Here is a 26298-nt window from a genome sequence, read left to right on the forward strand (position 1 = left end):
CCGCCAGCAAGATCGTCAATCGACCCTCGCGGCGTATCAGACAACATGCATGTTCAGGGCTTGCGCCTGTGGCAGCGGCTACGCGAAGTCTGCCGCGCTCCTGTAGCCGCTGCCGAGCCCGCGAGGCTGCGCTCGCCTGCAAAGCAGGCGTAAATCCAGGCCGCGCACTCCACCTGGTCCACCGCAGAATCAGGTTTTGCGACAACTGCGTTGTCGATCGCAGCCTCGCAGCCTCGCAAGCTCGGCAGCGGCTACAGGGGATAGCCTTTACAGGCCTTGCTGCAAGGCCGGATCGTCAGGGTTCTGTTGCTCCAGCTGGGCCAGGAGGATCTGCACGTTCTGCAACTGGCCGCTTTCCTTCCAGTACTTGATCAGCAGCACCCGCGCCTTGCGGTTGGCGGGTTGGCGCTGGACGATTTCCTCGAGCTGTTTCTGCGCCGCTTCCAGCTCTTCTTCGCTGTGCAGGGTGGTGGCCAGGTCGTAGCGGTAATTGGCGTTGTTCGGCTCCAGCTCCACGGCGCGGGACAGGCCGAGCAGGGCGAACTCGCCCTGGTCGTGGTGCAGCAGCCACATGCCCAGGGCGTGTTGCAGGTAGGCGGAATCCTGTTGCGCCTGCAGCTGTTTGGCCAGCAACTGGCGGGCGGCTTCGCTGCGGCCCTGGCGGTCGAGCACCTCCAGTTGCAGGATCACCGCTTGCAGGTTGTCCGGTTGCAGGCTCAAGGCGTGCTCCAGCGTCTGCTGGGCCTGGTCCAGGTTGGCGTTGTGCAGGTACAGGCGCGCCAGCTGGTATTGCGCCTCGACGTTCTCCGGCTGGGCCTTGAGCACCTGGGTGTACTCATCGATCACTTGCTGCAGCGGCCCGAAATACAGGCCCTGTTCATCCGGCGACAGGCCGAGCAGGGCGGTGACGGCGGCGAAGCGCACGCTTTGCACTTCATCGTCCAGCAGCGGGCCGATCAGCAGGCTGCGCTGGCGCGCCGGGACCAGGCCGAGCACCGCCTGGATGGCGGCCTCGCGGACCTCGGGCTCGGCGTGGTGCAGGCCGGCGTCGGCCAGTTTCAGCGCCTGTGGGCTGGGGTAGTTGTGCAGCTCGGCGAGCAGGCGGATGCGCCGGCTGTCCGACAGGTCCGGACGCCCCAGCTGTTGATACAGCACCCGCGCCGCGCCGGGCTGGCCGTTGCGCGCCTGTTCCAGCGCCTTGCCGTAACCGTGCCTGATCGCATCCGGCACCACCGGCGGCGTGGTACGCAGGAACAGCCACGCCAGGCCCAGGGCCAATACGACGAGGAGGCTGATCAACAGGGTGCGACGGGGCTTGGTCATGCAGGCATCCATGGCGGGGGCGGCTTTACGAAGGCGCAAGCTTCGGTCAGCTTCCCCTCGGAGTCAAACCCGCTTGCGGGGTGGTGAGCACGACTCGGGTTTTTGCGGCGGGGCGAGGCTGAAAGAGCGGCGCCGGCCGGTCCAATCACTCTGCTTGACCAAGCGATTGGCGCGAAGGATCGACAGTTCGGAAAAAATTGCCTTCCTGCCGGGAAGGCCGGGACGATAAGCTTTCCCGGCCGCAGACTGACTACGCTAGCCGCAGGTGCACCTTTGTCCAGAACCCACTCATGCAGCCACTGATCAATTACTTCAAGGTCGTGATCCACCCGGGAGGCGCGGTGCTGCGCTTCGCCCTGCGTACCATCGCCGCTGGCCTCTTGACCCTGTACCTGGCGTTCATCTTCGACCTCGACCAGCCCAAGTGGTCGCTGATGGCGGTGATCATCGTCAGCCAGCCCCTGGCCGGCATGGCCCTGGCCCGCAGTTTCGGCCAGGTGGTCGGCACCACCCTGGGGGCCGCGGTGGCGGTGCTGATCATGGCGATCTTCCCCCAGGCGCCGCTGCCGTTCCTGGTCACCCTCGGCCTGTGGCTGGCGTTGTGCACCGCCGGCGGCACCTTGTTGCGCTACACCAGCTCCCAGGCCTTCGTGCTCAGTGGCTACACCGCGGTGGTGGTGGCGATGCTGGCGATCCCCGACCAAGGCAACACCCTGATGCTGGCCATTACCCGGGTCACCGAAACCCTGCTGGCGGTGGCCTGCGTCTGCGTGGTCAGCCTGCTGACGGCGCGGCCCGAGGCCGTGGCCCATGGTTACTTCGCCAAGATCGACCAGGTGCTCAAGTTGCTGGCGACCCACGCCGCGGCGGCGATTCGCACCGACGAAAGCGAGGCCGACTTCCACAAGCGACAGATGCAGTTGTTGGGCGAGATCAGCGCCCTGGAAGGGTTGCGCCGCCATCTGTATTTCGACGCGCCACGCCTGCGCAGCGCCGATGGCCTGGTGCAACTGCTGGGCAACCAGCTGGTGCTGCTGACCTCGCGCCTCACCGTACTGCGCCACCAGCGCGAACTGCTGCGGGCGCGCTGGGTCGGCGAGCTGCCGGAGGCGATCCAGCAACTGCGCGCCGACGAGCTGGCGTTTCTCGACGAGCTGGCGCAGCACGGGCGTGCCTTGCCCGCCGCCTCGCGGCAGCAGTTCGCGCAGTTGCAGCAGCGTTTCGACGAACAAGCGCGGCGCGCCGAGCGCGAGGCCGATGCCTTGCCCGCCACCTTGCGTTCCCTGGCCTGGGCCCTGCGCTGGGAGCAGGCGCGGATGCTCAAGCAGCTCGAAGACATTCTCGAATTCAGCGATGCCATCCAGGACGGTCGCCAGGCCAGTTGTCTGTACCGCCAGGGTCGCTCAAACCCACTGCACCTGGACTGGCCGCTGGCGGCGATGAATGCGCTGCGGGCCTTCACCGCGCTGCTGGTCGCCGGGCTGATCTGGATCGAAACCGCCTGGGACGGTGCGCGTTCGAGCATGGTCCTGGTGGGCATTCTCTGTTCGCTGATGGCGACCTTCCCGCGGCCCCTGGCGGCGGCGCAAAGTTATATGCGCGGCCAGGCCCTGGCGCTGCTGGTCTCGGCGGTCTACGTCTTCGCCCTGGTGCCCTTGATCGGCGATTTCGAATGGCTGGCGCTGTTGCTGGTGCCGCTGCTGTACACGGTCGCGGTGGGCCTGGCCAGCCCGATGACCGCCGGCATCGGCATGGGCCTGGGGCTGTCGAGCCTGCTGATGATCGGCCCGCAGAACATCGGCGCCTGGCAGAACAATGCCGCTCAGTGGTTCGAGTTCGCCGGGGCCTATGTCAGCGGCGGGGTGCTGTCGTTGCTGGTCTATGCGTTCATTTTTCCGTTCAACCCGGTGCTGCGCATTCGCCGCTTGTTCCGCGACACCCGCGAACAGGTGTACGCCTTGCAGAAAACCACGGCCAGCGATGAGGAGCAGTTTGTCTTCGAGAGCCGCATGGTCGACCGCCTGACCCAGATGCTCGGGCTGTTGCCCGCCGCCGGTGACCGGGTTTGCGCCGAACGTTTCGAGACCAGCCTGGCCTGCATGACCCTGGGCGTGGCGATGAACCAGCTCAAGCAGCAGAGCCTGGACAACCCCTGGCTGAGCAGCGCGGCCAACGCCGACCTGCAACAGTTGCTGCGGCGGGTCGGGCGCTATGTGGCGGGGCGCCCGGGGCTGGATGTAGACGAGCTGCTGGCGCGGCTGCGGCAGCTGGGCGACCACCTGGACCAGTTGCACGCCGACGACCGGCCCGAGGCCCACGAACAGCTGTGGTCGGTGTTCCGCATGCGCGTCTCGCTGCTGATCGTCGGCGCCTTCCTGGAGCGCTACCGCCCCATGCTGCAACCCACGGAAACAGGAGAACCGGCCCTTGCCCATTGATTTCGAATTCGGCGGCGTCTACCTGCCGCCCATTGCCCAGGCCCTGCTGCTGGCCTTGCCGATTTTCCTGCTGCTCGACTGGGGGCTGCGGCGCCTCGGTGTATTGCGTTTCGTCTGGCACGAAGCGTTGTTCGAAGGGGCGCTGTATGCCTGCGTCTGCGCCACGGTCATTTTGCTGATGGGAAGCCTATGAATCTGAAAAACACCCTGGCCCGCTCGATCACCCTGGTGGCGGTAGTGCTGGCGCTCGTGCTGGGCTGGTTCGCCTGGGAGCATTACACCCGCGCGCCCTGGACCCGCGATGCGCGGGTGCGGGCCGATGTGGTGACCCTGTCGGCGGACGTCGCCGGGCGCATTGTCAGCCTGCGGGTGCAGGACAACCAGCACGTGGACAAGGGCCAGCTGTTGCTGGAGATCGACCCGGCGCAATATGCCCTGGCCGTGGAGCATGCCAAGCGCTCGGTGGAAGTGGCGGTCGCCACCCTCGGCCAGTCCGAGGCGGCGATTGCCGCCAGCGCGGCGCAGCTCAAGCAGCGGCAAAGCGAAGAACGCCGGCGGCGGACCCTGAAGCAGGGCTTCGCGATTTCCGGCGAGGAGTGGGAGAAGTCCAATACCGATGTGGCGGTGGCCCAGGCCGACCTGTTGCGCGACCAGGCCAATCTCGGCCTGGCCCAGGCCAACGTGCACCTGGCCCAGGCGGCGCTGAAGCAGGCCGAACTGGACCTGCAGCGCACCCGGGTCGAGGCCCCGGTCAGCGGCTACGTGACCAACCTGCAGACCCGCCAGGGCGACCATGCCGCTGCCGGCGCGGCCTTGCTGGCGCTGGTGGACAGCGCTTCTTTCTATGTCAGCGGCTACTTCGAGGAGACCAAGCTGCCGCGGATCGAGGAGGGCAGCGCGGTGCGCATCCAGCTGATGAGCGGCGAGACCTTCAACGGCAAGGTGCAGAGCATCGCCTTTGCCATTACCGACCGCGAGAACTCCCAGGGCAGCCGCCTGCTGGCCAACATCAACCCCAGCTACACCTGGGTCAAGCTGGCGCAGCGGGTGCCGGTGCGGATCGCCATTGATCCCGATTACCCGGGCAAGGACAGGTTGCGCGCCGGGACTACGGCGACGGTGACGGTGTTGGAGTAGGTCGGGAAATGGCGGTGCCGGCGAGGGCGCCTATCGCGAGCAAGCTCGCTCCTACATGAGCCGTGCACGCTCATGTAGGAGCGAGCTTGCTCGCGATGCTGTTCCATGGGCGAAAAAAAGCCCCGTGACCGAATGAGAACACGGGGCAAAAATTTGGTTGGTTGCGGCCAACCAAAGGAGCTCGGTTGAAGCCTTACTTGCTGGCCACCGTCTCAGGCTGCCAGCCGCCACCCAGGGCCTTGTAGATGGCGACGATGCCACGGTACAGGTCGACCTCGGCCTGGGCCTGGGAGTCTTCGGCGGCCAGGCGTTCGCGCTGGGCGTCGAGCAGTACCAGGAAATCGACGGTGCCTTCGCGGTAGCGGATCTCTGCCAGGTCGGCCGCGGCGCGGCTCGACTCGCTCTGGCGAATCAGCGAGATCAGGCGTTGCTGGCGCTTGCCGTAGTCGCTGAAAGCGTTTTCCGACTCTTCCAGGGCCAGCAGCACTTGCTGTTCGTAGGTCGCCAGGGCGCCGTCGGCGTCGGCATTGGCGCCCCGCAGGCGGGCGCGCACGCTGCCCAGGTCGAAGGCCGCCCAGGTAATGCTCGGGCCCAGGGCCCAGGCATTGGCGGCCGAGGAGCCGATCTGCGAACCGCGGCCGGCGGTGAAGCCGAGGAAGCCGCTGAGGCTGACCCGCGGGAACAGGTCGGCCTTGGCCACGCCGATCCGCGCGGTGGCGGCGGCCAGCTGACGTTCGGCGCTGAGGATGTCCGGGCGGCGCTGCAGCAGTTCGCCCGGGTCGCCGATCGGCAGGGCCTTGGCAATCGCCGGCAACTGCGCGGGCTTGAGATCGACACTGAGCTTGTCCGGACGCTCGCCCAGCAGGGTGGCGATACGGTTGCGCTGGCGCACCTGTTCGGCCTGCAGTTGCGGCACGCTGGCCTCTACCGCGGCCAGGCGCGCGTCGGCGCGGACCACGTCGAGCTGGTCGCCGACGCCGGCGTCACGCAGGCTTTCGGTGATCTTGCGCGACTCCTGCTGGTTGTCCAGGTTGGCCAGGGCGATCTTTTCCCGCAGCTGGGCGCCGCGCAGTTGGCCGTAGGCGTCCACCAGCTCGGCAATCATGGTGACTTGCAGCTGGTAGAGGTCGGCCTCGGCGGCCTGCTGGTCGGCTTCGCTGGCTTCCAGGTTGCGCTGGATGCGGCCGAACAGGTCCAGCTCCCAGGCCATGTCCAGGCCCAGGTCGTAGCGTTCGCTGTTGACCCGACGGGTTGTCTGCCCAGGGATCTGACCTTTGGCCAGATCGCTGCTGGCGCGGCTGGTGATGGTCGGCATCGCATCGTTGCTGGCGTCGTCGCGGATCGCCCGGGCGGCCCGCAGACGGGCGAAGGCCACGCGCAATTCACGGTTACCCTGCAGGGACTTTGTCACCAGCTGGTTGAGCACCGGGTCGTCGAACTGCTGCCACCAGATGCCTTCGAAGCGCGCGCGGTCGAAATTCTTCTGGCCCGTGGCGCCATCGGTGGCGGCCGTGATATGGGCCGCCTCGGTGGTCGGGGTCTGGTAGTCCGGACCCACGGCACAGGCGCTCAGGGCCAGTGCCAGCAAGCTCGGCAGGAAGACTTTCAGGCTCATTGTTGCGCCTCCAGTTTCAGGGCACGGGTCGCTTTGCGGGCTTCGCTGCGCTCCACATAGTTGCGGATCAGGACGTAGAACACCGGGGTCAGCAGCAGGCCGAAGAAGGTCACCCCGAGCATCCCGGAGAACACCGCGACACCCATGGCATGACGCATTTCCGCGCCGGCGCCGCTGGAGAACACCAGGGGCACCACACCCATGATGAAGGCGAACGAGGTCATCAGGATCGGCCGCAGACGCAGGCGGCAGGCTTCCAGGACCGCGGCCAGCGGGTCGAGGCCTTCTTCCTGCTTGTCCTTGGCGAACTCGACGATCAGGATCGCGTTCTTGCACGCCAGGCCCACCAGTACGATCAGGCCGATCTGGGTGAAGATGTTGTTGTCGCCACCGGACAGGATCACCCCGGCGATGGCCGACAGCAGGGTCATGGGCACGATCAGGATCACCGCCAGCGGCAGGCTCCAGCTCTCGTATTGCGCGGCCAGTACCAGGAAGGCCAGCAGCACGCAGAGCGGGAAGACGAACAGCGCGGTGTTACCGGCCAGGATCTGCTGGTAGGTCAGCTCGGTCCATTCGTAGGTCATGCCGTTGGGCAGTTCTTCCTTGAGCAGTTTCTCGATCGCCGCTTCCGCCTGGCCGGAGCTGTAGCCCGGTGCGGCCGCGCCGTTGATTTCCGCGGTGACGAAGCCGTTGTAGTGCATCACGCGGTCCGGCCCCGAGGTATCGCTGACCTTGATGAAGGTCGCCAGCGGGATCATCTCGCCCTTGTTGTTGCGTACCTTCAGCTGGCCGATCTGCTCGGCCTCGAGACGGAACTGCTGTTCAGCCTGGACGTTGACCTGGTAGGTACGGCCAAAACGGTTGAAGTCGTTGGCGTACAGCGAGCCCAGGTAGACCTGCAGGGTGTCGAAGATGTCGCTGATGGCCACGCCGTGGGTCTTGGCCTTTTCCCGGTCGATAGCGGCATCGACCTGGGGCACGTTGACCTGATAGCTGGTGAACAGCCCGGCCAGTTCCGGCACGCTGCGACTCTTGGCGATGACGTTCTGCACTTCTTTATACAGCTCTTCGTAACCCATGCCGCTGCGGTCCTCGACCTGCAGGCGGAACCCGCCGATGGTCCCCAGGCCCTGTACCGGCGGCGGTGGGAAGATCGCCATGTAGGCTTCCTGGATATCGGCGTACTTGCCGTTCAGGGCGCCGGCGATGGCCCCGGCGGACATGCTCGGGTCCTTGCGCTCGTCGAAGGGCTTGAGGGTCACGAACACGATGCCGTTGTTCGGGCTGTTGGTGAAACCGTTGATCGACAGGCCCGGGAAGGCCACCGCGCTTTCCACGCCCGGTTGCTTCAGGGCGATGTCGGACATGCGCTTGATCACGTCCTCGGTGCGGTCCAGGCTCGCGGCGTCCGGCAGTTGGGCGAAGGCCACCAGGTATTGCTTGTCCTGGGCCGGGACGAAGCCCATCGGCGTGTGGGCGAAGCCGAACCAGGTCAGCACCATCAGGCCTGCGTAGAGGAACAGGGCGATGCCGCTGCCACGGATCACCCGGCGCACGGTGCCGACGTAGCCACCACTTGCGCGGTCGAAGAAGCGGTTGAAGGGTTTGAACAGCCAGCCACCCAGCAACCTGTCGAGGAACTTGGAGAAGCCGTCCTTCGGTGCGTGGTGATCCTTGAGCAATACCGCGGCCAGGGCCGGCGACAGGGTCAGGGAGTTGAAGGCCGAGATCACCGTGGAGATCGCGATGGTCAGGGCGAACTGCTTGTAGAACTGCCCGGTCAGGCCGCTGATGAAGGCCGCCGGCACGAACACCGCGCAGAGCACCAGGGCGGTGGCGATGATCGGCCCGGTCACTTCGCGCATGGCGCGCTTGGTGGCTTCCACCGGATTCAGCCCGAGGCCGATATTACGCTCGACGTTTTCCACCACCACGATGGCGTCGTCCACCACGATACCGATCGCCAGCACCAGCCCGAACAGCGACAGGGCGTTGAGCGAGAAGCCGAACAGGTGCATCACGGCAAAGGTACCGATCAGCGAGACCGGCACCGCCACCAGCGGGATGATCGAGGCGCGCCAGGTCTGCAGGAACAGGATCACCACCAGCACCACCAGGATCAGCGCTTCGAACAGGGTATGCACCACTGCCTCGATGGAGCCACGCACGAAGATGGTCGGGTCGTAGACGATACTGAAGTCCATGCCTTGCGGGAAGCTCTGTTTCAGCTCGGCCATCTTGGCCCGCACTTCGTTGGAAATCTCGATGGCGTTGGAGCCAGGGCGCTGGAAGATCGGGATCGCCACCGCCGGCTGGTTGTTCAGCAGCGAACGCAGGGCGTACTGGTTGGAACCCAGCTCGACCCGGGCGATGTCTTTCAGGCGGGTGATCTCGCCGTTGTCGCCGGAGCGGATGATGATGTTCTCGAACTCTTCCTCGGTCACCAGGCGGCCCTGGGTGTTGACCGACAGCTGGAAGCTGGTGGCGCTCGGCGCGGGCGGGGCGCCCAGGGTACCGGCGGCGACCTGGCGGTTCTGCTCGCGAATGGCGGTGACCACGTCGGTGGCGGTCAAGTTGCGTGAAGCGGTCTTGTTCGGATCGAGCCAGACCCGCAGCGAGTAGTCGCCCATGCCGAACAGCTGCACATCGCCGACGCCGCCGAGGCGCGCCAGCTCATCCTTGATATTGAGGATGGCGTAGTTGGACAGGTAGAGCATGTCGTAGCGTTTGTCCGGCGAGGTCAAGTGCACGACCATGGTCAGGTCGGGCGAGGCCTTGTCCACGGTGATGCCGATGCGCGTCACCTCTTCAGGCAGCTTGGGCTCGGTGCGGGTCACGCGGTTCTGCACCTGCACCTGGGCGTTGTCCAGGTCGGTGCCCAGGGCGAAGGTGATGGTCAGGGTGATCTTGCCGTCGGCGGTGGACTGCGAGGACATGTAGAGCATGTTCTCGACCCCGGTGATGGCCTGCTCCAGGGGCGCGGCCACGGTTTCGCCGATCACTTTCGGGTTGGCGCCCGGGAAGTTGGCGCGCACCACCACGGTCGGCGGTACCACTTCCGGGTATTCGCTGATGGGCAGCTGGAACAGCGAGATGGAGCCGGCGATCAGGATCAGCAGCGATAGCACCGCTGCGAAGATCGGCCGTGAAATGAAGAATTGGGAGAAATTCATCTTGAGTCTTTTCCCTTAACCGCGTGGAGTCGCAGCGCTGGCCAGCTTCGCAGCTGCTTCAGACGCGCCCTTGGCGGGGGCGACTTGAGGCAGGTTGCTGGCTTCCAGGGCCTTTCTTTGTTGCGCCAGGGCGGCGAGGGTTTCCTTGCTGGCCATCGGTACCACTTCAGGGCTGACCGGTGCGCCCGGACGGGCGCGCTGCAGACCCTTGACGATGATGGTGTCGTCCTTGTTCAGGCCGTTGCGCACGATGCGCAGGCCTTCGATCTTCGGCCCCAGCTCGACGGCGCGGTACGCCGGCTTGTTGTCGGCGTCCATCACCAGCACGAACTTCTTGCCCAGGTCGGTACCTACCGCTTCGTCGTTGATCAGCACGGCGGAGTAGGTGCCGCTGCCCACCAGTTTCAGGCGCGCATAGAGGCCCGGGGTGTAGCTGCCGTCGGCGTTGTCGAACACCGCGCGACCGCGGATGGTGCCGGTCTGCGGGTTGACCTGGTTGTCGACGAAGTTCATCTGGCCCAGGTGCGGGTGGCCTTCTTCATTGGACAGGCCGAGATAGACCGGGGTGGTCTGGCCACGCTGGCCCTGGCGAGCGAGCTGGGTGTACTTGAGGTACACACGCTCGTCGGCGTCGAAGTAGGCGTAGACCTTGTCGGTGGAGACCACGCTGGTCAGCGGGGTGACATCGGCGGTCACCAGGTTGCCGGCGGTGATTTGCGCGCGGCTGACGCGACCGCTGATGGGCGCGCTGACCCGGGTGAAACTCAGGTTGAGCTTGGCCACGTCCAGTTGCGCCTGGATTGCGTCGACTCCGGCGCGGGCTTCCTGGGCGGCGCTGGTGCGGGTGTCGGCCAGCTCGGCGGAGATCGCGTTGCTGGTCAGCAGGCGCTGGCCGCGCTGGGCTTCATTGGCACTGCGGGTGGCGGTGGCCCGGGCTTGTTGCAGCTGGGCTTCCAGGCGGCGCACTTCGGCCTGGAACGGCCGTGGGTCGATCTGGAACAGCAGGTCGCCTTTTTTCACCAGGGCGCCTTCGGTGAAGGCCACCTGGTCGATCTGGCCGGAAACCCGTGGGCGGATCTCTACGGTTTCCGGCGCCTCGAGGCGCCCGGTGAACTCGTCCCATTCGTTGACCGGTTGCTCCAGCACCTTGGCCACACTGACTTTGGCGGCGGGCATGTTGGCGGCCGTTTGCGGCGCCTTGCCACAGGCGCTCATCACCAGCACAGCCAATAATGCGAGAGGGAAGCGTAAGTGTTTGAGTGACTGTTCCATGGATCATCCGCCAATGTATTTGAGATGGGCGGATGATGCTCGGCAGGGGTTGTATCGCACGAATCGAATGAGCCGAAGGTAACTATCATTCGGAATGATATAAGCGCGATGAAAGCCCTCTAGCATGCACCTTTCGTTAGGGTGCTATCAATTACTTAAATGGAATTTCATTGTTTCCGCGATTGCAAGGGTAGGAGGCAGAAGCGCGGGGAGGGGACTCATCCTGGCGCGAGCCATCGTGGATCGACCCACGGGTTTTGCACCCGACTGAAAAGCAGCATTTGCCCCGCTGGAGCGAGCCGGCTCGCGGTAGGCCTGGGTTGCGAGGGAGAGTGCTTCGGCAGGTGCGTTACGCCAGGCGTGTCTTTAAATGCAAATTTTGCATATTAAGTTATTCCTAAAATGACTTTTACAGCGACCCTCGATGTCGTTAGCTTATAGGCTGTGGTTTTTAAGGTTTCTTCTTATATAACCAAATAAATTACAGCCCCGACTTTCGACTTCCTGGAGATTGCCTTGCGTACACTTCTGCAACTGGCCGCGGCCGCGCTGGCCGCGTCCATCAGCCTCGGTGCCTCGGCGCTCACCCTCACCGTCGGCGACCAAAGCTACAACACCCGCGCGGTGATGGATGCCGCCGGTGTGCTCGACAACCTGCCTTATACCCTGGAGTGGAAGCAGTTCACCGCCGGCTCGCCGGTGGCCGAAGCGCTGAACTCCGGCAGCCTCGACCTCGGGTTGCTGGGGGATGCACCGCCGCTGTTCCTCGGTGCCCTGGGGGCGCCGATCAAGGTGATCGCGGTCACCCAGCAGAATCTTTCCGGGGTGGCCATCGTGGTCAACCAGGATTCGCCGATCAAGACCGTCGCCGACATCCGCGGCAAACGCGTGGCGATCTGGAAGGGTTCCTGGAGCCAGCAACTGCTGTTCAGTGCGTTGGACAAGGCTGGCGTGCCCCGTGACGCGGTGGACATCCGCTACCTCAGCGCCCTCGATGCCTTCCATGCGCTGGAAGGCGGCTCGGTGGATGTGATCGCCACCTGGGAACCCTACGTGACGCAACAGGAGCGGCGCGGCGGCCGGGTGATCGCCACGGCGCAAGGGCTGATCCCGGCGCAGAGTTTCGTGGTCGGCAACAACCGTTCCCTGGAAGAAAAACGCGCGGCCATCAGTGATTTCCTGCAACGACTGAAAAAAGCCCGGTCCTGGAGCGTAAACGATCCCACCCATAGCGAGGCCTATGCCGATGCCTGGGCCGAGCGCACCCGCGCCGATCGCGAGATCGCCCGTGCCTGGTTCCGTCGGGCGAAAACCGACGTGGGGCCGATCAGCCCGCAGAACATCGCCGACGCCCAGAAGACCGTGGATTTCTTCAGTGGCATTGGCCTGATCAAGTCCTACCCGGCCGCCAGCCTGTTCGACACTTCCTTTAATGCCGCCTTGCAGAATCCTTCTGTGACGCTTCAGGCCGCGCCGTAACCACCAAGGACCTTCCATGAGCACACGACAACTGAAACTGGGCGCCCTGACCATGGGTGTCGGTGGCCCCGGCCGGCACAACCTGTGGCTGGACCCCGAATTGCCGGCCGACGCCAGCGTCAATATCGACTGGTACATCGACATTGCGCGCCAGGCCGAGGCGGCGTTGTTCGACCTGATCTTTATCGTCGACAGCCAGTTCATCACCCCGGGTTCGCCGCCCCATTACCTGAATCGCCTGGAACCGCTGACGCTGCTCTCGGCCCTGGCGGTGAGCACGCGGCATATCGGCCTGGTGGGCACGCTCACCACTTCCTATAACGAGCCGTTCAACGTCGCCCGCCGCCTGGCGTCGCTGGACCTGATCAGCAAAGGCCGCGCCGGCTGGAATGTGGTCACCAGCGGCGACGCCGGCACCGCCGGCAACTACGGGCGTGACGAGCACTACGACTACGACACCCGCTATGGCCGGGCTCGGGAGCATGTGCAGGTGGTGCAGGGCTTGTGGCAGTCCTGGGAGGACGACGCCTTTGTCCGGGATCGTGCCAGCGGGCGTTATTTCGACCCGGCCAAGCTGCATGCGCTGAATCACAAGGGCGAGCATTTTTCCGTGGTCGGGCCGCTCAATCTGCAACGCTCGCCACAAGGTCAGCCGGTGATCTTCCAGGCGGGTGACTCCGAACAGGGGCGTGAGCTGGGCGCGGCGATTGCCGACGTGGTCTTCACCCATGCCCCGAGCCTGGAGCAGGGCCAGGCGTTCTACCGGGAAATCAAGGAGCGCGCGCTGCGCCAGGGCCGCGATCCCGAGCAGGTGCTGGTGCTGCCGGGGGCCGAGGTGTTCGTTAGCGATAGCGACGAGCAGGCGCGGGAGCTCGAACGCCATTACCACGCGGCCGATCACAGCTTCGAGCAGGCCCTGCTGGAGTTCGGTCGTTCCTTTGGCTGGCACGACTTCAGCCAGTACGAACTGGATGCACCTTTCCCGGCCCAGGCCCTGGAGTTCGCCCGCAGCAGCTTTTTCACGGTGGCCAAGCGCATCACCGATCGCGCGGTCAGCGAAGGGCTCAGCCTGCGCCAGGCGGTGCAAGCCTCCCGGCAATTGCGCCCGGGTGCCTTTGTCGGCAGCGCCGAAACCGTCGCGGCGAAGATGAGTGAGTGGTTCGAGGCGCGGGCCGTGGACGGTTTCAACATCTATATCGGCCACCCGGGGCAGTTTCGCCGGTTCACCGAGGAAGTAGTGCCCTTGCTCCAGGAGCGTGGGGTGTACCGCCGCGAATACCCGGGCAGCACCTTGCGCGAAAACCTCGGGCTGAGGATTCCGCGCAATCTGCGTTGATGCACAGAAACCCCAGATAGCCAGACAGTTTTTTACTCTCTAGCAACCACAAAAATCATAATTTCGGCATTTCCCGCCTTCTCCCAGAATGCGTCCTACACCTCCCACGGCTGCCTACGTGGGATCACTCAACAGGGCGCAGACATGACAACCCATAAAACAATAATCGACACGCTTGTAGTGGGCGCCGGCCAAGCCGGCGTGGCCATGAGCGAACACCTGAGCCGCCTGGGCGTGCCGCACCTGGTGCTGGAGCGCAACCGCATCGCCGAAGCCTGGCGCACCGGGCGCTGGGATTCGCTGGTGGCCAACGGCCCGGCCTGGCATGACCGCTTTCCGGGCCTGGAATTCGAAGACCTGGACCCCGATGCCTTCGCCGGCAAGGACCAGGTCGCCGACTACTTCGAAACCTACGCCCGTAAATTCAACGCACCGATCCGCACTGGCGTCGAAGTCAGGAAGGTGGTGCGCAACACCGCCCGCCCGGGCTTCACCGTGGACACCAGCGACGGGGTGATCGAAGCCCGGCAGGTGGTGGTGGCCACCGGTCCGTTCCAGTGCCCGGTGATCCCGCCGATCGCCCCGCAGGATCAGCGTGTGCTGCAGATGCACTCGGCGGCCTACCGCAATCCGCAACAGCTGCCCGAAGGCGCAGTGCTGGTAGTGGGCGCCGGTTCGTCAGGGGTGCAGATCGCCGATGAACTGCAACGCGCCGGCAAGCAGGTCTATCTCTCGGTCGGGGCCCATGACCGCCCGCCGCGGGCCTACCGCAACCGTGACTTCTGCTGGTGGCTGGGAGTGCTCGGCGAGTGGGATGCCGAGACTATGCAGCCGGGCAAGGAGCACGTGACCATCGCCGTCAGCGGCGCCCGTGGCGGGCATACCGTGGACTTCCGCCGGCTGGCCCACCAGGGCATGACCCTGGTCGGCCTGACCAAGGCCTTCGATAACGGCGTGGTCAGCTTCGAGGCCAACCTGGCCGAGAACATTGCCCGTGGCGACGAAAACTACCTGGCGCTGCTCGACGCCGCCGATGCCTACATCGCCCGTAACGGCCTGGACCTGCCGCAAGAGCCCGAAGCCCGGGTGATGCTGCCTGACCCGCCGTGCCTGACCCAGCCGATCCTCGAACTCGACCTGGTCAAGGCCAACGTCACCACCATCATCTGGGCCACCGGTTATTCGGTGGACTACAGCTGGCTGCAGGTCGACGCCTTCAAGGCCAACGGCAAGCCTCGTCACCAGCGCGGCGTGTCCAGCGAGCCCGGGGTCTATTTCGTCGGCCTGCCGTGGCTGTCGCGGCGCGGCTCGGCGTTTATCTGGGGCGTGTGGCACGACGCCCGGCACATCGCCGAGCACATCGTCAAACAGCGCATCTACTTCGACTATCGCGACGCCGCGCAGCGCCAAGCCGAGCGCGAATCCGCCACTCAACCCGCCAGCCGCATGGGAGCCCGCTGATGCCTACTCATACCCGCATCCGCATGTTCAACACCAAAGACACCTACCCGAACCAGAGCCTGGACAACGACCTGTGCCAGGCCGTGCGCGCCGGCAACACCGTGTATGTGCGCGGCCAGGTTGGCACCGACTTCAATGGCCAGCTGGTCGGCCTCGGCGACCCGCGGGCCCAGGCCGAGCAGGCCATGCGCAACGTCAAGCAACTGCTGGAAGAGGCTGGCAGCGACCTCAGCCATATCGTCAAGACCACCACCTACCTGATCGACCCGCGTTACCGCGAGCCGGTGTACCAGGAGGTCGGCAAGTGGCTCAAGGGCGTGTTCCCGATCTCCACCGGACTGGTGGTCAGCGCCCTGGGTCAGCCGCAGTGGCTGATGGAAATCGACGTGATCGCGGTCATCCCCGAATAAGGAGTGCGCCATGACTTTTTCCATCGTCGGCCGCTGCGCCGAAACCGGCCAGCTGGGCATTGCCATCAGCTCTTCGAGCATCGCCGTCGGCGCTCGTTGCCCCTGGCTGCGCAGCGGGGTGGGTGCGGTGTCGAGCCAGAACATCACTTTGCCGGCCCTCGGCCCCCAGGTGCTCGACGGCCTGGGCGAAGGCCTGGCGCCGGCGCAGGCCCTGGACCAGGCGCTGACCCGCAACGGCTACAGCCAGTACCGCCAGGTGGCGGTGGTGGATGCCCGGGGGCGCACGGCGGTATTCAGCGGCAACCACGCACTGGGCATTAACAATGCCGTGGCCGGTGAGCAATGCGTGGCGGCCGGTAACCTGCTGGCCAACAGCGTGGTGATCGAGCGCATGGTCGAGGCCTTCGAAAGCAGCGAAGGCTGCCTGGCGGCGCGGCTGCTCAGCGCGTTGCAGGCCGGGCAGGACGCCGGCGGCGAGGCGGGCGCGGTGCATTCGGCGGCGCTGTCGGTGGTCGGCGAGCTGGTCTGGCCGATCGTCGACCTGCGGGTGGACTGGGCCGAGGCCAACCCCATCGGCGAGCTGCACAGGCTCTGGAGCGCCTACGAGCCGCAGTTGCAGGACTACCTGACCCGCGCCCTCAACCCGACCCTGGCGCCGAGCTACGGAGTGCCGGGCGATGAGTGAGCTGCGCAGCCGCGCCTTGCTGGCCAGGCTGGTGGGCTTTGCCACGGTCAGCCGCGATTCGAACCTGGCCTTGATCGAGTTCGTGCGCGACTACCTGCACGGCCTGGGCGTGAGCGGCGAGCTGATCTACAACGCCGAGCGGACCAAGGCCAACCTGCTGGCCAGCATCGGTCCGGCGGTGGAAGGCGGCATCGTGCTGTCCGGGCACACCGACGTGGTGCCGGTGGACGGCCAGCCCTGGACGCTCGACCCCTTCAGCCTGACCGAGCGTGACGGCAAGCTCTACGGGCGCGGCACCGCCGACATGAAAGGCTACCTGGCCTCGGTGCTGGCCGCGGTGCCGCTGTTTCTCGAAAGCCCGCTGCGCCGGCCGGTGCACCTGGCGTTCTCCTATGACGAGGAAGTCGGCTGCCTCGGCGTGCGCAGCCTGCTGGAAGTGCTGCCACAGCGCATCCCGCAACCGGCGCTGTGCCTGATCGGCGAGCCCACCGAGCTCAAACCGGTGCTCGGCCACAAGGGCAAGCTGGCCATGCGTTGCCATGTGCACGGCGCACCGTGCCACTCGGCCTATGCGCCTTATGGGGTCAACGCCATCGAGCAGGCGGCGCGGCTGATCGGCCGGCTGGGGGAGATCGGCCGGCGCCTGGCGGCCCCCGAGCATCACGACGCCCGCTTTGACCCGGCGTTTTCCACCGTGCAGGTCGGGGTGATCCAGGGCGGCACGGCGCTGAATATCGTCCCGGCCGACTGCCGCTTCGATTTCGAGGTGCGCGCCTTGCCGGCCTTCGAACCCCGGGCGGTGGTGGACGAACTGCAAGGCTATGCCGAACAGGAGCTGTTGCCGGCGATGCAGGCAGTCAAGGCCGACACGGCGATCCGCTTCGAAGCGATCTCGGCTTATCCAGGTTTGGCGACTGCTCCCGAAAGCGCCGCCGCGCAACTGGTGGCGAAGCTGTGCGGGAGCGATGCCTTCGGCACCGTGGCCTTTGGCACCGAAGGCGGATTGTTCGACCAGGCCGGCATCCCGGCGGTGGTCTGCGGCCCCGGCAGCATGGACCAGGGCCACAAGCCGGACGAGTTCGTCAGCGTCGAGCAGATGGCGGCCTGCGACCGGTTGATGGACCGCCTGGCCGAATACCTCTGCAAGCATTGATAACGATTTTTCAATAAGAACAAGGAATCCGCGGTGAAAGATTTCAACGAGTGGACAGCCCTGGCGCAGCGCCAACGTCTGATCGACAGCGCCTTTATCGACGGTGAGGCGTGCCAGGCCGAGAGCGGCGCGCGCTTCGATGTGGTCAACCCGGCCACCGAGAAACGCCTGGCCCAGGTGGCCGCCTGCGGCGCGGTCGAGGTCGACCGGGCGGTGCGCAGCGCCCGCCGTGCGTTCGAGCAGGGCCCCTGGGCCAGGATGGCGCCCGGCGAGCGCAAGGCGATTCTGCTGCGCCTGTCGCAGCTGATGTTGGAGCACCGCGATGAACTGGCCTTGCTCGATTCCCTGAGCATGGGCAAGCCGGTGATGGATGCCTGGAATATCGATGTGCCGGGCGCGGCCCATGTATTTGCCTGGTACGGCGAAAGCCTCGACAAGCTCTATGACCAGGTGGCGCCGAGCGCCAGCAATGTCCTGGCGACCATCACCCGAGTGCCGCTGGGGGTGATCGGCGCGGTGGTGCCGTGGAATTTCCCGCTGGACATGGCCGCCTGGAAGCTGGCCCCGGCCCTGGCCGCCGGCAACAGCGTGGTGCTCAAGCCGGCCGAGCAGTCGCCGTTCTCGGCCCTGCGCCTGGCCGAGCTGGCCATCGAAGCCGGCCTTCCCAAGGGCGTGCTCAACGTGGTGCCGGGCCTGGGCGAGGAGGCCGGTCGCGCCCTGGGCCTGCACATGGAGGTGGATGCCCTGGTGTTCACCGGTTCCACCGAGGTCGGCAAGTACTTCATGCAGTACGCCGCGCAATCGAACCTCAAGCAGGTCTGGCTGGAGTGCGGCGGCAAGAGCCCGAACCTGGTGTTCGCCGATTGCCAGGACCTGGACCTGGCGGCCGAGAAAGCCGCGTTTGGCATCTTCTTCAACCAGGGCGAAGTCTGCTCGGCCAACTCGCGCCTGCTGGTGCAGCGCTCGATCGCCGATGGGTTCATCGAGCGCCTGGTGGCCAAGGCGCGCCAGTGGCAGCCGGGCAATCCGCTGGACCCGGCGAGCCGGGCCGGGGCCATCGTCGATGCGCGCCAGGCGCAGCGCATCAAATGGTACATCGAACAGGCCCAGGCCGAGGGCGCGCAGCTGGTGTGCGGCGGTCGGCAACTGAGCATCGACGGTTCGAGCAACTTTATCGAGCCGACCATCTTCAGCGGCGTGACCGCCGATATGACCCTGGCCCGCGAAGAGGTGTTCGGCCCGGTGCTGGCGGTCACGCTGTTCGACGACGAAGACCAGGCGGTGGCCCTGGCCAACGAGCACATCTATGGCCTGGCCGCTTCGCTGTGGACCGACGACCTCAATCGCGCGCATCGAGTGGCGCGGCGGCTGAATGCCGGGACCGTGTCGGTGAATACCGTCGATGCGCTGGATGTCACCGTGCCCTTCGGCGGCGGCAAGCAGTCGGGCTTCGGCCGCGACCTGTCGCTGCATTCGTTCGACAAGTACACCCAGCTGAAAACCACCTGGATTCAACTGCGCGGCTGAGGGCCCCGAGAGCAGCACCGATCTTCAAAAAAATAGAACAACAAGACGGAGCAACCGATGAACAGCAATGCAAGCGTGCAAACCGGCGCCCTGGCGCCGCCCGCGAGTCGCAAGAAACTCGGCCTCACCGCGCTGTTGGCGGTGGCCATCGGCCTGGTGGTTTCACAAGGCGTGATGGTGCTGATGCTGCAAGGCGTCGGCATGGCCGGCCTGGGCTTTATCGTGCCCCTGGGCCTGGCCTACCTGTTGGCCCTGAGCTATGCCTGTTCGTTCTCCGAACTGGCGCTGATGATCCCCCGCGCCGGCAGCCTGAGCACTTACACCGAGGTCGCCATCGGCCAGTTCCCGGCGATCCTGGCGACCTTTTCCGGCTACATAGTGGTAGCGATGTTCGCCTTGTCGGCCGAGCTGTTGCTGATGGAGTTCATCATCGACAAGGTCTACCCGCACTCCATGCCGCCACTGACCGTGGCCCTGGGGGTTCTGGCGCTGTTCACCGTGCTCAATCTGTTCAACATCGACATCTTCGCCCGCCTGCAGACGGTGCTGGCGGTGGTGATGACCGTGGTCCTGCTGGTGATGGGCCTGAGTGCGATGAACAGCGACATTGTCGTGCCCAACCCGACGCTGTTCGACAGCGCCCACTGGAACCCCCTGGGCCTGGGGGTGATCGCCCTGACGGCCATGGCGGTCTGGGGCTTCGTCGGCGCCGAGTTCGTCTGCCCGCTGGTGGAAGAAACCCGGCGTCCCGAGCGCAATATCCCGGGCTCGATGATGCTCGGCCTGACCATCATCTTCGTGATCATCAGCCTGTACGGCCTGGGCGCCTTGCTCACCGTGCCCCAGGCGGAACTGGCCAGCAACGGCCTGCCGCATTACCTGTTCGCCACCACGGTGTTCGGCGAGGCGGGCAAGGTGTTCCTGGTGACCGCCGCGATCACCGCCACCTGCAGCACCCTCAACAGTTCGCTGGCGGCGATCCCGCGCATGCTGTTCGGCATGGCTCGCAATGGCCAGGCCTTCGGCGTGTTCAAGCTTCAGGGCAAGCGCACCGGCGCGCCCTGGGTGGCGGTGCTGTTCATCGCCGCGGTCACCGGCCTGCCGTTGCTGCTGATGCACGACCATGCCGATGCGATCAACCAGCTGCTGCTCTCGGCGGCCCTGGCCTGGCTGCTGGCCTACATCATCACCCACGTCAACGTCATCGCCCTGCGTCGGCGCTACCCGCAGGTGGCGCGGCCGTTCCGCACGCCGTTCTACCCCTTGCCGCAGGTGTTCGGCATCGCCGGCATGCTGTTTGCGATCTGCAACGTCTCGCCCAGCCCGGAGATGACCTTTTCGATTTTTGCCTACGCAGGTCTCGTGCTGCTGATCGTCTCGATCATCGCCGTGCTGTGGATCAAGGGCGTGATGGGCAAGCCACTGTTCAAGCCGGAGCCGCTGGCCAGCGTGCTCGGCACTCTCGATAAAAACCCGCAAGGAGACTCGCAATGACCGTTCAGATCAAACCCGTGCGCAGCACCGGCGACTACCAGGCCGCGGATGCCGCGCACCACATTCATGCGTTCCTCGACCAGAAGGCGCTGAACGCCGAAGGGCCGCGGGTGATCGTGCGCGGTGAGGGCCTGGCGCTCTGGGACAACGACGGCAAGCGCTACCTGGACGGCATGTCGGGCCTGTGGTGCACCAACCTCGGCTACGGCCGCAAGGACCTGGCCGCGGCCGCCAGCCAGCAGCTCGAGCAGCTGCCGTACTACAACATGTTCTTCCACACCACCCACCCGGCGGTGGTCGAGCTGTCGGAGCTGCTGTTCAGCCTGTTGCCCGCGCACTACAGCCACGCGATCTACACCAACTCCGGCTCCGAGGCCAACGAGGTGCTGATCCGCACCGTGCGCCGCTACTGGCAGATCCTCGGCAAGCCGCAGAAGAAGATCATGATCGGCCGCTGGAACGGCTACCACGGCTCGACCCTCGGCGCCACGGCGCTGGGCGGGATGAAGTTCATGCACGACATGGGCGGGGTGATCCCGGACGTGGCGCACATCGACGAGCCGTACTGGTTCGCCCACGAAGGCGACCTGACCCCGGCCGAGTTCGGCCTGCGCGCGGCGCGCCAGCTGGAGGAGAAGATCCTCGAACTGGGCGCGGAGAATGTCGCGGCCTTCGTCGCCGAACCCTTCCAGGGCGCCGGCGGCATGATCTTCCCGCCAGAAAGCTACTGGCCGGAAATCCAGCGCATCTGCCGCCAGTACGACGTGCTGCTGTGCGCCGATGAAGTGATCGGCGGTTTCGGTCGTACCGGCGAGTGGTTCGCCCACCAGCATTTCGGCTTCGAGCCCGACACCCTGTCGATCGCCAAGGGCCTGACCAGCGGCTACATCCCCATGGGCGGTCTGATCCTCTCCAGGCGCATGGCCGAGGTGCTGGTGGAGCAGGGCGGGGTGTTCGCCCACGGCCTGACCTATTCCGGCCACCCGGTGGCGGCGGCGGTGGCCATCGCCAACCTCAAGGCCCTGCGCGACGAAGGCATCGTCAGCCGGGTCAAGCACGAGACCGGGCCGTACCTGCAGCGCTGCCTGCGCGAGGTGTTCGACAACCACCCGTTGATTGGCGAAGTGCAGGGTGCAGGTCTGGTCGCCGCCTTGCAGTTCGCCGAAGACAAGGCCAGCCGCAAGCGCTTCGCCAACGAAAACGACATGGCCTGGCGTTGCCGCACCATCGGCTTCGAAGAGGGCCTGATCATCCGCTCGACCCTGGGCCGGATGATCATGGCCCCAGCCCTGGTGGCCAGCCACGCCGACATTGATGAACTGGTCGACAAGACCCGTACCGCCGTAGACAGGACCGCCCGCGAATACGGTCGTCTGTAGGCCCAAAAGCGGCCGGCGCGCGCGGGCGCGTCGGCCTATTCGAGGAACCGCTACATGTCCAGATCCTTGCGTTGCTGTGTTCCCTTTGCCCTGGCCCTGTTGTGCACCGCGGTTGCGGCCGCACCGCAGAGCCTCACCGTCATCTCCTTTGGCGGTGCCACCAAGCAGGCCCAGGACAAGGCCTACTTCCAACCTTTCACCGCCAGCGGCGCAGGACGCGTGGTCGCCGGCGAATACAACGGTGAGCTGTCGAAAATCAAGGCCATGGTCGATGTCGGCCATACCAGTTGGGACGTGGTCGAAGTCGAAAGCCCGGAGCTGCTGCGTGGCTGTGACGAAGGCTTGTTCGAACGCCTCGACCCGGCGCGCTTCGGCGACCCGGCGCAGTTCGTCCCGGGGACCCTGAGCGAATGCGGGGTGGCCACCTATGTCTGGTCGATGGTCATGGCCTACGACCAGGACAAGCTGGCCAAGGCGCCGACCTCCTGGGCGGACTTCTGGAACGTCGCCGACTTCCCCGGCAAGCGCGGCTTGCGCAAGGGCGCCAAGTACACCCTGGAAATCGCCTTGCTCGCCGACGGGGTCAAGCCGGACCAGCTGTACCAGGTGCTGGGCACTCCCGAGGGCGTGACCCGGGCGTTCGCCAAGCTCGATCAGATCAAGGGCAATATCCAGTGGTGGGAGGCGGGCGCGCAGCCGCCGCAATGGCTGATCGCCGGTGACGTGGTGATGAGCGCGGCCTACAACGGGCGGATCGCCTCGGCGCAGAAGGAAGGCATGAAACTGAGCATCGTCTGGCCGCAAAGCCTGTACGACCCGGAGTACTGGGCGGTGGTCAAGGGCACGCCGAACAAGGCGCTGGCCGAAGACTTCATCGCCTTCGCCAGCCAGCCGCAGACCCAGAAGGTGTTCTCCGAGGAGATCCCCTACGGGCCGGTGCACCGTGACGCGCTGGCGCTGCTGCCGGCGGCGGTGCAACGGCAGCTGCCCACCGCCGAGGCCAACCTGGCCGGGGCGCGGGCGGTGGACGCGGAGTTCTGGGTGGACCATGGCGAGGAGCTGGAACAGCGCTTCAACGCCTGGGCGGCGCGCTGAGGTCAATGGCCGCCAGCTTCGTAAAGGAGGGCACCCGCTCTTTGTAGGAGCCAGCTTGCTGGCGATAGAGGCAACGCGGTGTGCCTGATGCGACGCTTCGCGAGCAAGCTGCGCTCCTACAGATGCAGATTGGGTATTGGCCGCGAGCCCGGGGCTGGCCCATAACCTGTTCAACCCTGGATATGCGTGTTGCATTGGCCGCATCGCCGGCAAGCCGGCTTCGGTTATACCTGGGGTGCTATTTCAACCACGCAGCGAACTGTTCCTTGCAGTAATCGACGAACAACTGCGCAGGCTTGGTCAGCTGCGCCCGTTTCAGCCAGCCGGCCACCAGCGCCGAGCCGGTGACATCCTCGGCAATCTCCACACAGACCACTTCCTGGCCGTCATAGGTGCTGTTGCCATGAGGCCTGGTCACCAGCAAGGCAAAGCCGAACCCCTGGCCGACCATGCCGCGCACCATCTCGATCGACGGCGAGCCGAAGACGATATTCGGCGTCAGTTGCAACTCCTCGAAGATGCTCACGAAGTAGGTGCGGCTGGGCTGCACATCCAGCAGGATCATCGGCTCCAGGACCAGGTCGCGCAGCGACACCTGGGACTGCCCGGCAAAGCGGTGCCCGGCCGGCACCAGGGCATACGGCCGTTGCGGCGCCATCAGCGCCTCGGTTTCGATGGTGCTGTCCAGGTCGTGCTCGTAGAAGATCGCCAGGTCGAAGCGCCCGCCGGTCAACCCCTGCACCAGCTCCTGCTGCTCGCCGTCCTGCAGGCGGATCTCCACCCCCGGAAAACGCTGGCGAAAGCCGGCGATCAGCCGTGGCAGGTAGAGCGGGGCGACCGTCTCGAAGCAACCGATATCGATCTGCCCGCACACCACATCGTTGTCGGCCAGGGCGTTTTGCTCGAACTCGTGGGCCATGCGCAGCAGTTCCTGGGCCTTGCGGTAGAAACGCGCGCCACCCGGGGTCAGGGACACGCCCTGGGCGTGATGACGGATCAGCAACTGCACGCCGAAGCTGTCTTCCAGGCCCTTGACCGCGGTGGAGATCGACGGCTGGGCGATATACAGCTTGCGCGACGCCTCGGCGACGCTGCCACATTCGACGGTGGTGACGAAATACTTCAATTGACGCAAGGAATAGGACGCCACAGTGCACCTCTGGCCGATGGTTTTGCTCCACGATACCCGCTCCGCGGGCCGGCGCTGCAGCGGATTTTGCTCGGCAGTGGGGATATTTTCGCTGGGTAGGCGCGCAGTGCCGCAAAGGCTTGCAGGTAGAGGTACAGCTTCCAGGTGCCGCCTGGACATGTAGGACTTTTACTTCAAGTTGGGTAGGAGAAATCTTGGTGTACTGGTTATATATCCAGTATTCTCGGGCGATTCCTCTGCCAGCGTGATGCGGAGCGAAAAATGGGTGCGTGGACAGAAAATCCAGCTCGGTTAATTTGAAGACCTCTCCTTTGGAAAGGGAGAGTTTCTTAAATCAATGGAGCAATAAACATGAACAAACCACAAACCCAATCACCGCTTCGCCACGGTCGTGTCACATCCCCAGCCTCCCGCGGCGCAGTCGCCATCGACCTGGGCCTGTTGGGCGGTTGGCAGGTCAATGAGATGGAAGGCGGCAAGAACTTCCCGGCCCTGGCCGCGGGTCCGTTCCCTGCACCGTTCAACACGGACAACCCAAGCGACGTGCCGCCGGCCGATGGCTTCATCCTCAGCGGTGGCAAGACCGATGCCCGGGACTGCGTCAACTTCACCGATGAGGAAATGAGCAAGAAGCTCGGTCGCGCCTTCACCTGGCCGACGCTCAACGTCAACCCCGGCCAGATCTTCAAGGTGACCTGGCAGTACACCGCGCCACACACCACCCGTGGTTATCGCTGGCTGATCACCAAGGACGGCTGGGATCCGAAACAGCGCATCACCCGCGCCCAACTGGAGGCTCAACCTTTCGCCGAGGACTTCTATCCGCAGGTGCCTTACTACAGCCATGCCGGCGAACTGAAGGCCAAGGTCGATCACGAAGTGAAGCTGCCAGCCAATAAAAAGGGCCGTCACGTGATTGTCCTGATGTGGATCGTGGCCAATACCGGCAACGCCTTCTATCAGGCCTTCGACGTCGACTTCAAATAAGTCTGCGGATCGTCCAAACGTTCTGAAGGATTAGAACATGTCACAGATTGACTTTACCCAACTGAAAACGACGCAGGATGATGCCGCGTCGCGGATGCCGAGCCTGGATGGCAAGAAAATCCTCATGGGCTACTGGCACAACTGGCCGGCCGGCCCCTCGGACGGCTACCAGCGCGGGCAGTTTGCCAATATGAACCTGGAGGATGTGCCCCGGGACTACAACGTGGTGGCCGTGGCGTTCATGAAAGGCAGTGGTATTCCGACGTTCAAGCCGTACAACCTGTCCGATGCCGAGTTTCGTCGCCAGGTGGGCGTGCTGAACAGCCAGGGCAGGGCGGTGCTGATGTCCCTGGGGGGCGCCGACGCTCATATCGCGTTGAACCCGGGCCACGAACAGCCCCTGGCCAATGAAATCATCCGCCTGGTGGAAACCTACGGCTTTGACGGACTGGACATCGATCTTGAACAGAGTGCGATTGACTCTGCCAGCAACAAGATCGTCCTGCCGGCCGCGTTGAAGCTGGTCAAGGATCACTATGCTGCCGAGGGCAAGCATTTCATCATCAGCATGGCGCCGGAGTTCCCCTACCTGACCGCTGCCGGTCGATACGTCGACTACCTCAAGGCGCTGGAAGGCTACTACGACTTCATCGCGCCGCAGTTCTACAACCAGGGCGGCGATGGCCTCTGGGTTCAGGAGGCCAACAACGGCAAGGGGGCCTGGATCGCCCAGAACAACGACGCCATGAAAGAGGACTTCCTCTATTACCTGACCGAAAGCCTGGTGAGTGGTACTCGCGGTTTCACCAGGATTGCCGCTGGCAAATTCGTCATTGGCCTGCCCGCCAACGTCGATGCCGCGGCCACCGGATACGTGGTCAACCCGGCGGCCGTTGCCAATGCGTTCAAACGCCTCGATGCCAAAGGGCTGTCGATCAAGGGCCTGATGACCTGGTCGGTCAACTGGGACAATGGGTTCAACAAGGACCACGTGCCCTACAACCAGGAATTCAGCCGGCGCTACGGGCCGTTGATCAACGGTGGCAAGCTGTCCCCCTCGACCCAGGATGAGCCCCACCCGCAGAGCGCCCACTAGCATTCGGTCAAGGAGACCTCCGGCAGACGTGCCGGATGCTCGACAGTCAAGCCTGTTGACTTGATCGCTGAGGGCAAGCAATGAA

Annotated in this window: 19 protein-coding genes and 1 pseudogene; 15 read left to right on the forward strand and 5 right to left on the reverse strand. The window is 65.1% G+C overall.

Annotated features, from left to right (window positions below; all coding sequences use genetic code 11):
* Positions 1-267 precede the first annotated feature (267 nt).
* The gene (locus J4E58_RS07670; RefSeq protein ID WP_087090678.1) at positions 268-1323 is read right to left on the reverse strand and encodes a lipopolysaccharide assembly protein LapB; all 1056 of its coding nucleotides are present in this window, start codon (positions 1321-1323) and stop codon (positions 268-270) included.
* 290 nt (positions 1324-1613) lie between these two features.
* Here J4E58_RS07670 and J4E58_RS07675 point away from each other — a divergent pair, with 290 nt between their 5' ends.
* Genes J4E58_RS07675 through J4E58_RS07685 form a run of 3 tightly spaced genes read left to right on the forward strand, consistent with a single transcriptional unit; the run spans position 1614 to position 4898 of the window.
* The gene (locus J4E58_RS07675) at positions 1614-3761 is read left to right on the forward strand and encodes an FUSC family protein (protein WP_087090680.1); all 2148 of its coding nucleotides are present in this window, start codon (positions 1614-1616) and stop codon (positions 3759-3761) included.
* Complete coding sequence (locus J4E58_RS07680; RefSeq protein ID WP_007924845.1) at positions 3751-3954, forward strand: DUF1656 domain-containing protein; 204 nt, start codon at positions 3751-3753, stop codon at positions 3952-3954. The genes J4E58_RS07675 and J4E58_RS07680 overlap by 11 nt, the downstream gene beginning before the upstream one ends.
* Entirely contained in the window at positions 3951-4898 is a 948-nt protein-coding gene (locus J4E58_RS07685; protein ID WP_053261426.1) for an HlyD family secretion protein, read from the forward strand. Before J4E58_RS07680 ends, J4E58_RS07685 begins: the two co-directional genes overlap by 4 nt.
* A gap of 193 nt (positions 4899-5091) precedes the next feature.
* Here the strand turns inward: J4E58_RS07685 and J4E58_RS07690 are convergent, their stop codons facing one another.
* Genes J4E58_RS07690 through mexE form a run of 3 tightly spaced genes read right to left on the reverse strand, consistent with a single transcriptional unit; the run spans position 5092 to position 10961 of the window.
* Positions 5092-6513 carry an efflux transporter outer membrane subunit gene (locus J4E58_RS07690; RefSeq protein ID WP_087090683.1) on the reverse strand — a complete coding sequence of 474 codons (1422 nt, stop codon included), beginning with the start codon at positions 6511-6513 and terminating at the stop codon, positions 5092-5094.
* The gene (locus J4E58_RS07695) at positions 6510-9689 is read right to left on the reverse strand and encodes an efflux RND transporter permease subunit (RefSeq protein WP_087090685.1); all 3180 of its coding nucleotides are present in this window, start codon (positions 9687-9689) and stop codon (positions 6510-6512) included. The genes J4E58_RS07690 and J4E58_RS07695 overlap by 4 nt, the downstream gene beginning before the upstream one ends.
* A 15-nt stretch (positions 9690-9704) precedes the next feature.
* The gene (gene mexE, locus J4E58_RS07700; RefSeq protein WP_007924837.1) at positions 9705-10961 is read right to left on the reverse strand and encodes a multidrug efflux RND transporter periplasmic adaptor subunit MexE; all 1257 of its coding nucleotides are present in this window, start codon (positions 10959-10961) and stop codon (positions 9705-9707) included.
* 516 nt (positions 10962-11477) lie between these two features.
* On the opposite strand from mexE, the gene J4E58_RS07705 reads away from it, so the two are divergent.
* The 10 genes from J4E58_RS07705 to J4E58_RS07750 all read left to right on the forward strand — a co-directional run bounded on the left by J4E58_RS07705 (position 11478) and on the right by J4E58_RS07750 (position 22980).
* On the forward strand, positions 11478-12440 hold the full coding sequence (locus J4E58_RS07705; RefSeq protein WP_087090687.1) for an ABC transporter substrate-binding protein: 963 nt from the start codon (positions 11478-11480) through the stop codon (positions 12438-12440).
* Between the two features lie 16 nt (positions 12441-12456).
* Positions 12457-13776, forward strand: coding sequence for an LLM class flavin-dependent oxidoreductase (locus tag J4E58_RS07710; RefSeq protein WP_087090689.1), 1320 nt, complete (start codon positions 12457-12459; stop codon positions 13774-13776).
* Between the two features lie 144 nt (positions 13777-13920).
* Positions 13921-15237 (forward strand): NAD(P)/FAD-dependent oxidoreductase, encoded by a 1317-nt coding sequence (locus tag J4E58_RS07715; protein ID WP_087090691.1) that lies wholly within the window; start codon positions 13921-13923, stop codon positions 15235-15237.
* Entirely contained in the window at positions 15237-15647 is a 411-nt protein-coding gene (locus J4E58_RS07720; RefSeq protein WP_007924833.1) for a RidA family protein, read from the forward strand. The genes J4E58_RS07715 and J4E58_RS07720 overlap by 1 nt, the downstream gene beginning before the upstream one ends.
* A gap of 10 nt (positions 15648-15657) precedes the next feature.
* The gene (locus J4E58_RS07725; protein WP_087090693.1) at positions 15658-16332 is read left to right on the forward strand and encodes a DUF1028 domain-containing protein; all 675 of its coding nucleotides are present in this window, start codon (positions 15658-15660) and stop codon (positions 16330-16332) included.
* Positions 16325-17485, forward strand: a complete 1161-nt coding sequence (argE, locus tag J4E58_RS07730; RefSeq protein WP_087090695.1) for an acetylornithine deacetylase — start codon at positions 16325-16327, stop codon at positions 17483-17485. Before J4E58_RS07725 ends, argE begins: the two co-directional genes overlap by 8 nt.
* A gap of 33 nt (positions 17486-17518) precedes the next feature.
* The gene (locus J4E58_RS07735) at positions 17519-19012 is read left to right on the forward strand and encodes an aldehyde dehydrogenase (RefSeq protein ID WP_102673006.1); all 1494 of its coding nucleotides are present in this window, start codon (positions 17519-17521) and stop codon (positions 19010-19012) included.
* Between the two features lie 57 nt (positions 19013-19069).
* Positions 19070-20506, forward strand: coding sequence for an APC family permease (locus tag J4E58_RS07740; RefSeq protein WP_087090697.1), 1437 nt, complete (start codon positions 19070-19072; stop codon positions 20504-20506).
* The gene (locus J4E58_RS07745; RefSeq protein ID WP_007924823.1) at positions 20503-21885 is read left to right on the forward strand and encodes an aspartate aminotransferase family protein; all 1383 of its coding nucleotides are present in this window, start codon (positions 20503-20505) and stop codon (positions 21883-21885) included. The genes J4E58_RS07740 and J4E58_RS07745 overlap by 4 nt, the downstream gene beginning before the upstream one ends.
* A 54-nt stretch (positions 21886-21939) precedes the next feature.
* Entirely contained in the window at positions 21940-22980 is a 1041-nt protein-coding gene (locus J4E58_RS07750) for an ABC transporter substrate-binding protein (protein ID WP_062826027.1), read from the forward strand.
* A 238-nt stretch (positions 22981-23218) separates the two neighbouring features.
* Here the strand turns inward: J4E58_RS07750 and J4E58_RS07755 are convergent, their stop codons facing one another.
* Complete coding sequence (locus J4E58_RS07755) at positions 23219-24130, reverse strand: LysR substrate-binding domain-containing protein (RefSeq protein ID WP_087090699.1); 912 nt, start codon at positions 24128-24130, stop codon at positions 23219-23221.
* Positions 24131-24481: 351 nt separating this feature from the next.
* Between J4E58_RS07755 and J4E58_RS07760 the strand changes: the two genes are divergently transcribed.
* The gene (locus tag J4E58_RS07760; RefSeq protein ID WP_087090702.1) at positions 24482-25117 is read left to right on the forward strand and encodes a lytic polysaccharide monooxygenase auxiliary activity family 9 protein; all 636 of its coding nucleotides are present in this window, start codon (positions 24482-24484) and stop codon (positions 25115-25117) included.
* 37 nt (positions 25118-25154) lie between these two features.
* Positions 25155-26165, forward strand: a pseudogene (locus J4E58_RS07765) (chitinase); the annotation flags it as partial.
* Positions 26166-26298: the final 133 nt, after the last annotated feature.

The organism is Pseudomonas sp. FW305-25, assembly GCF_017351415.1.
Classification (GTDB): domain Bacteria; phylum Pseudomonadota; class Gammaproteobacteria; order Pseudomonadales; family Pseudomonadaceae; genus Aquipseudomonas; species Aquipseudomonas chlororaphis.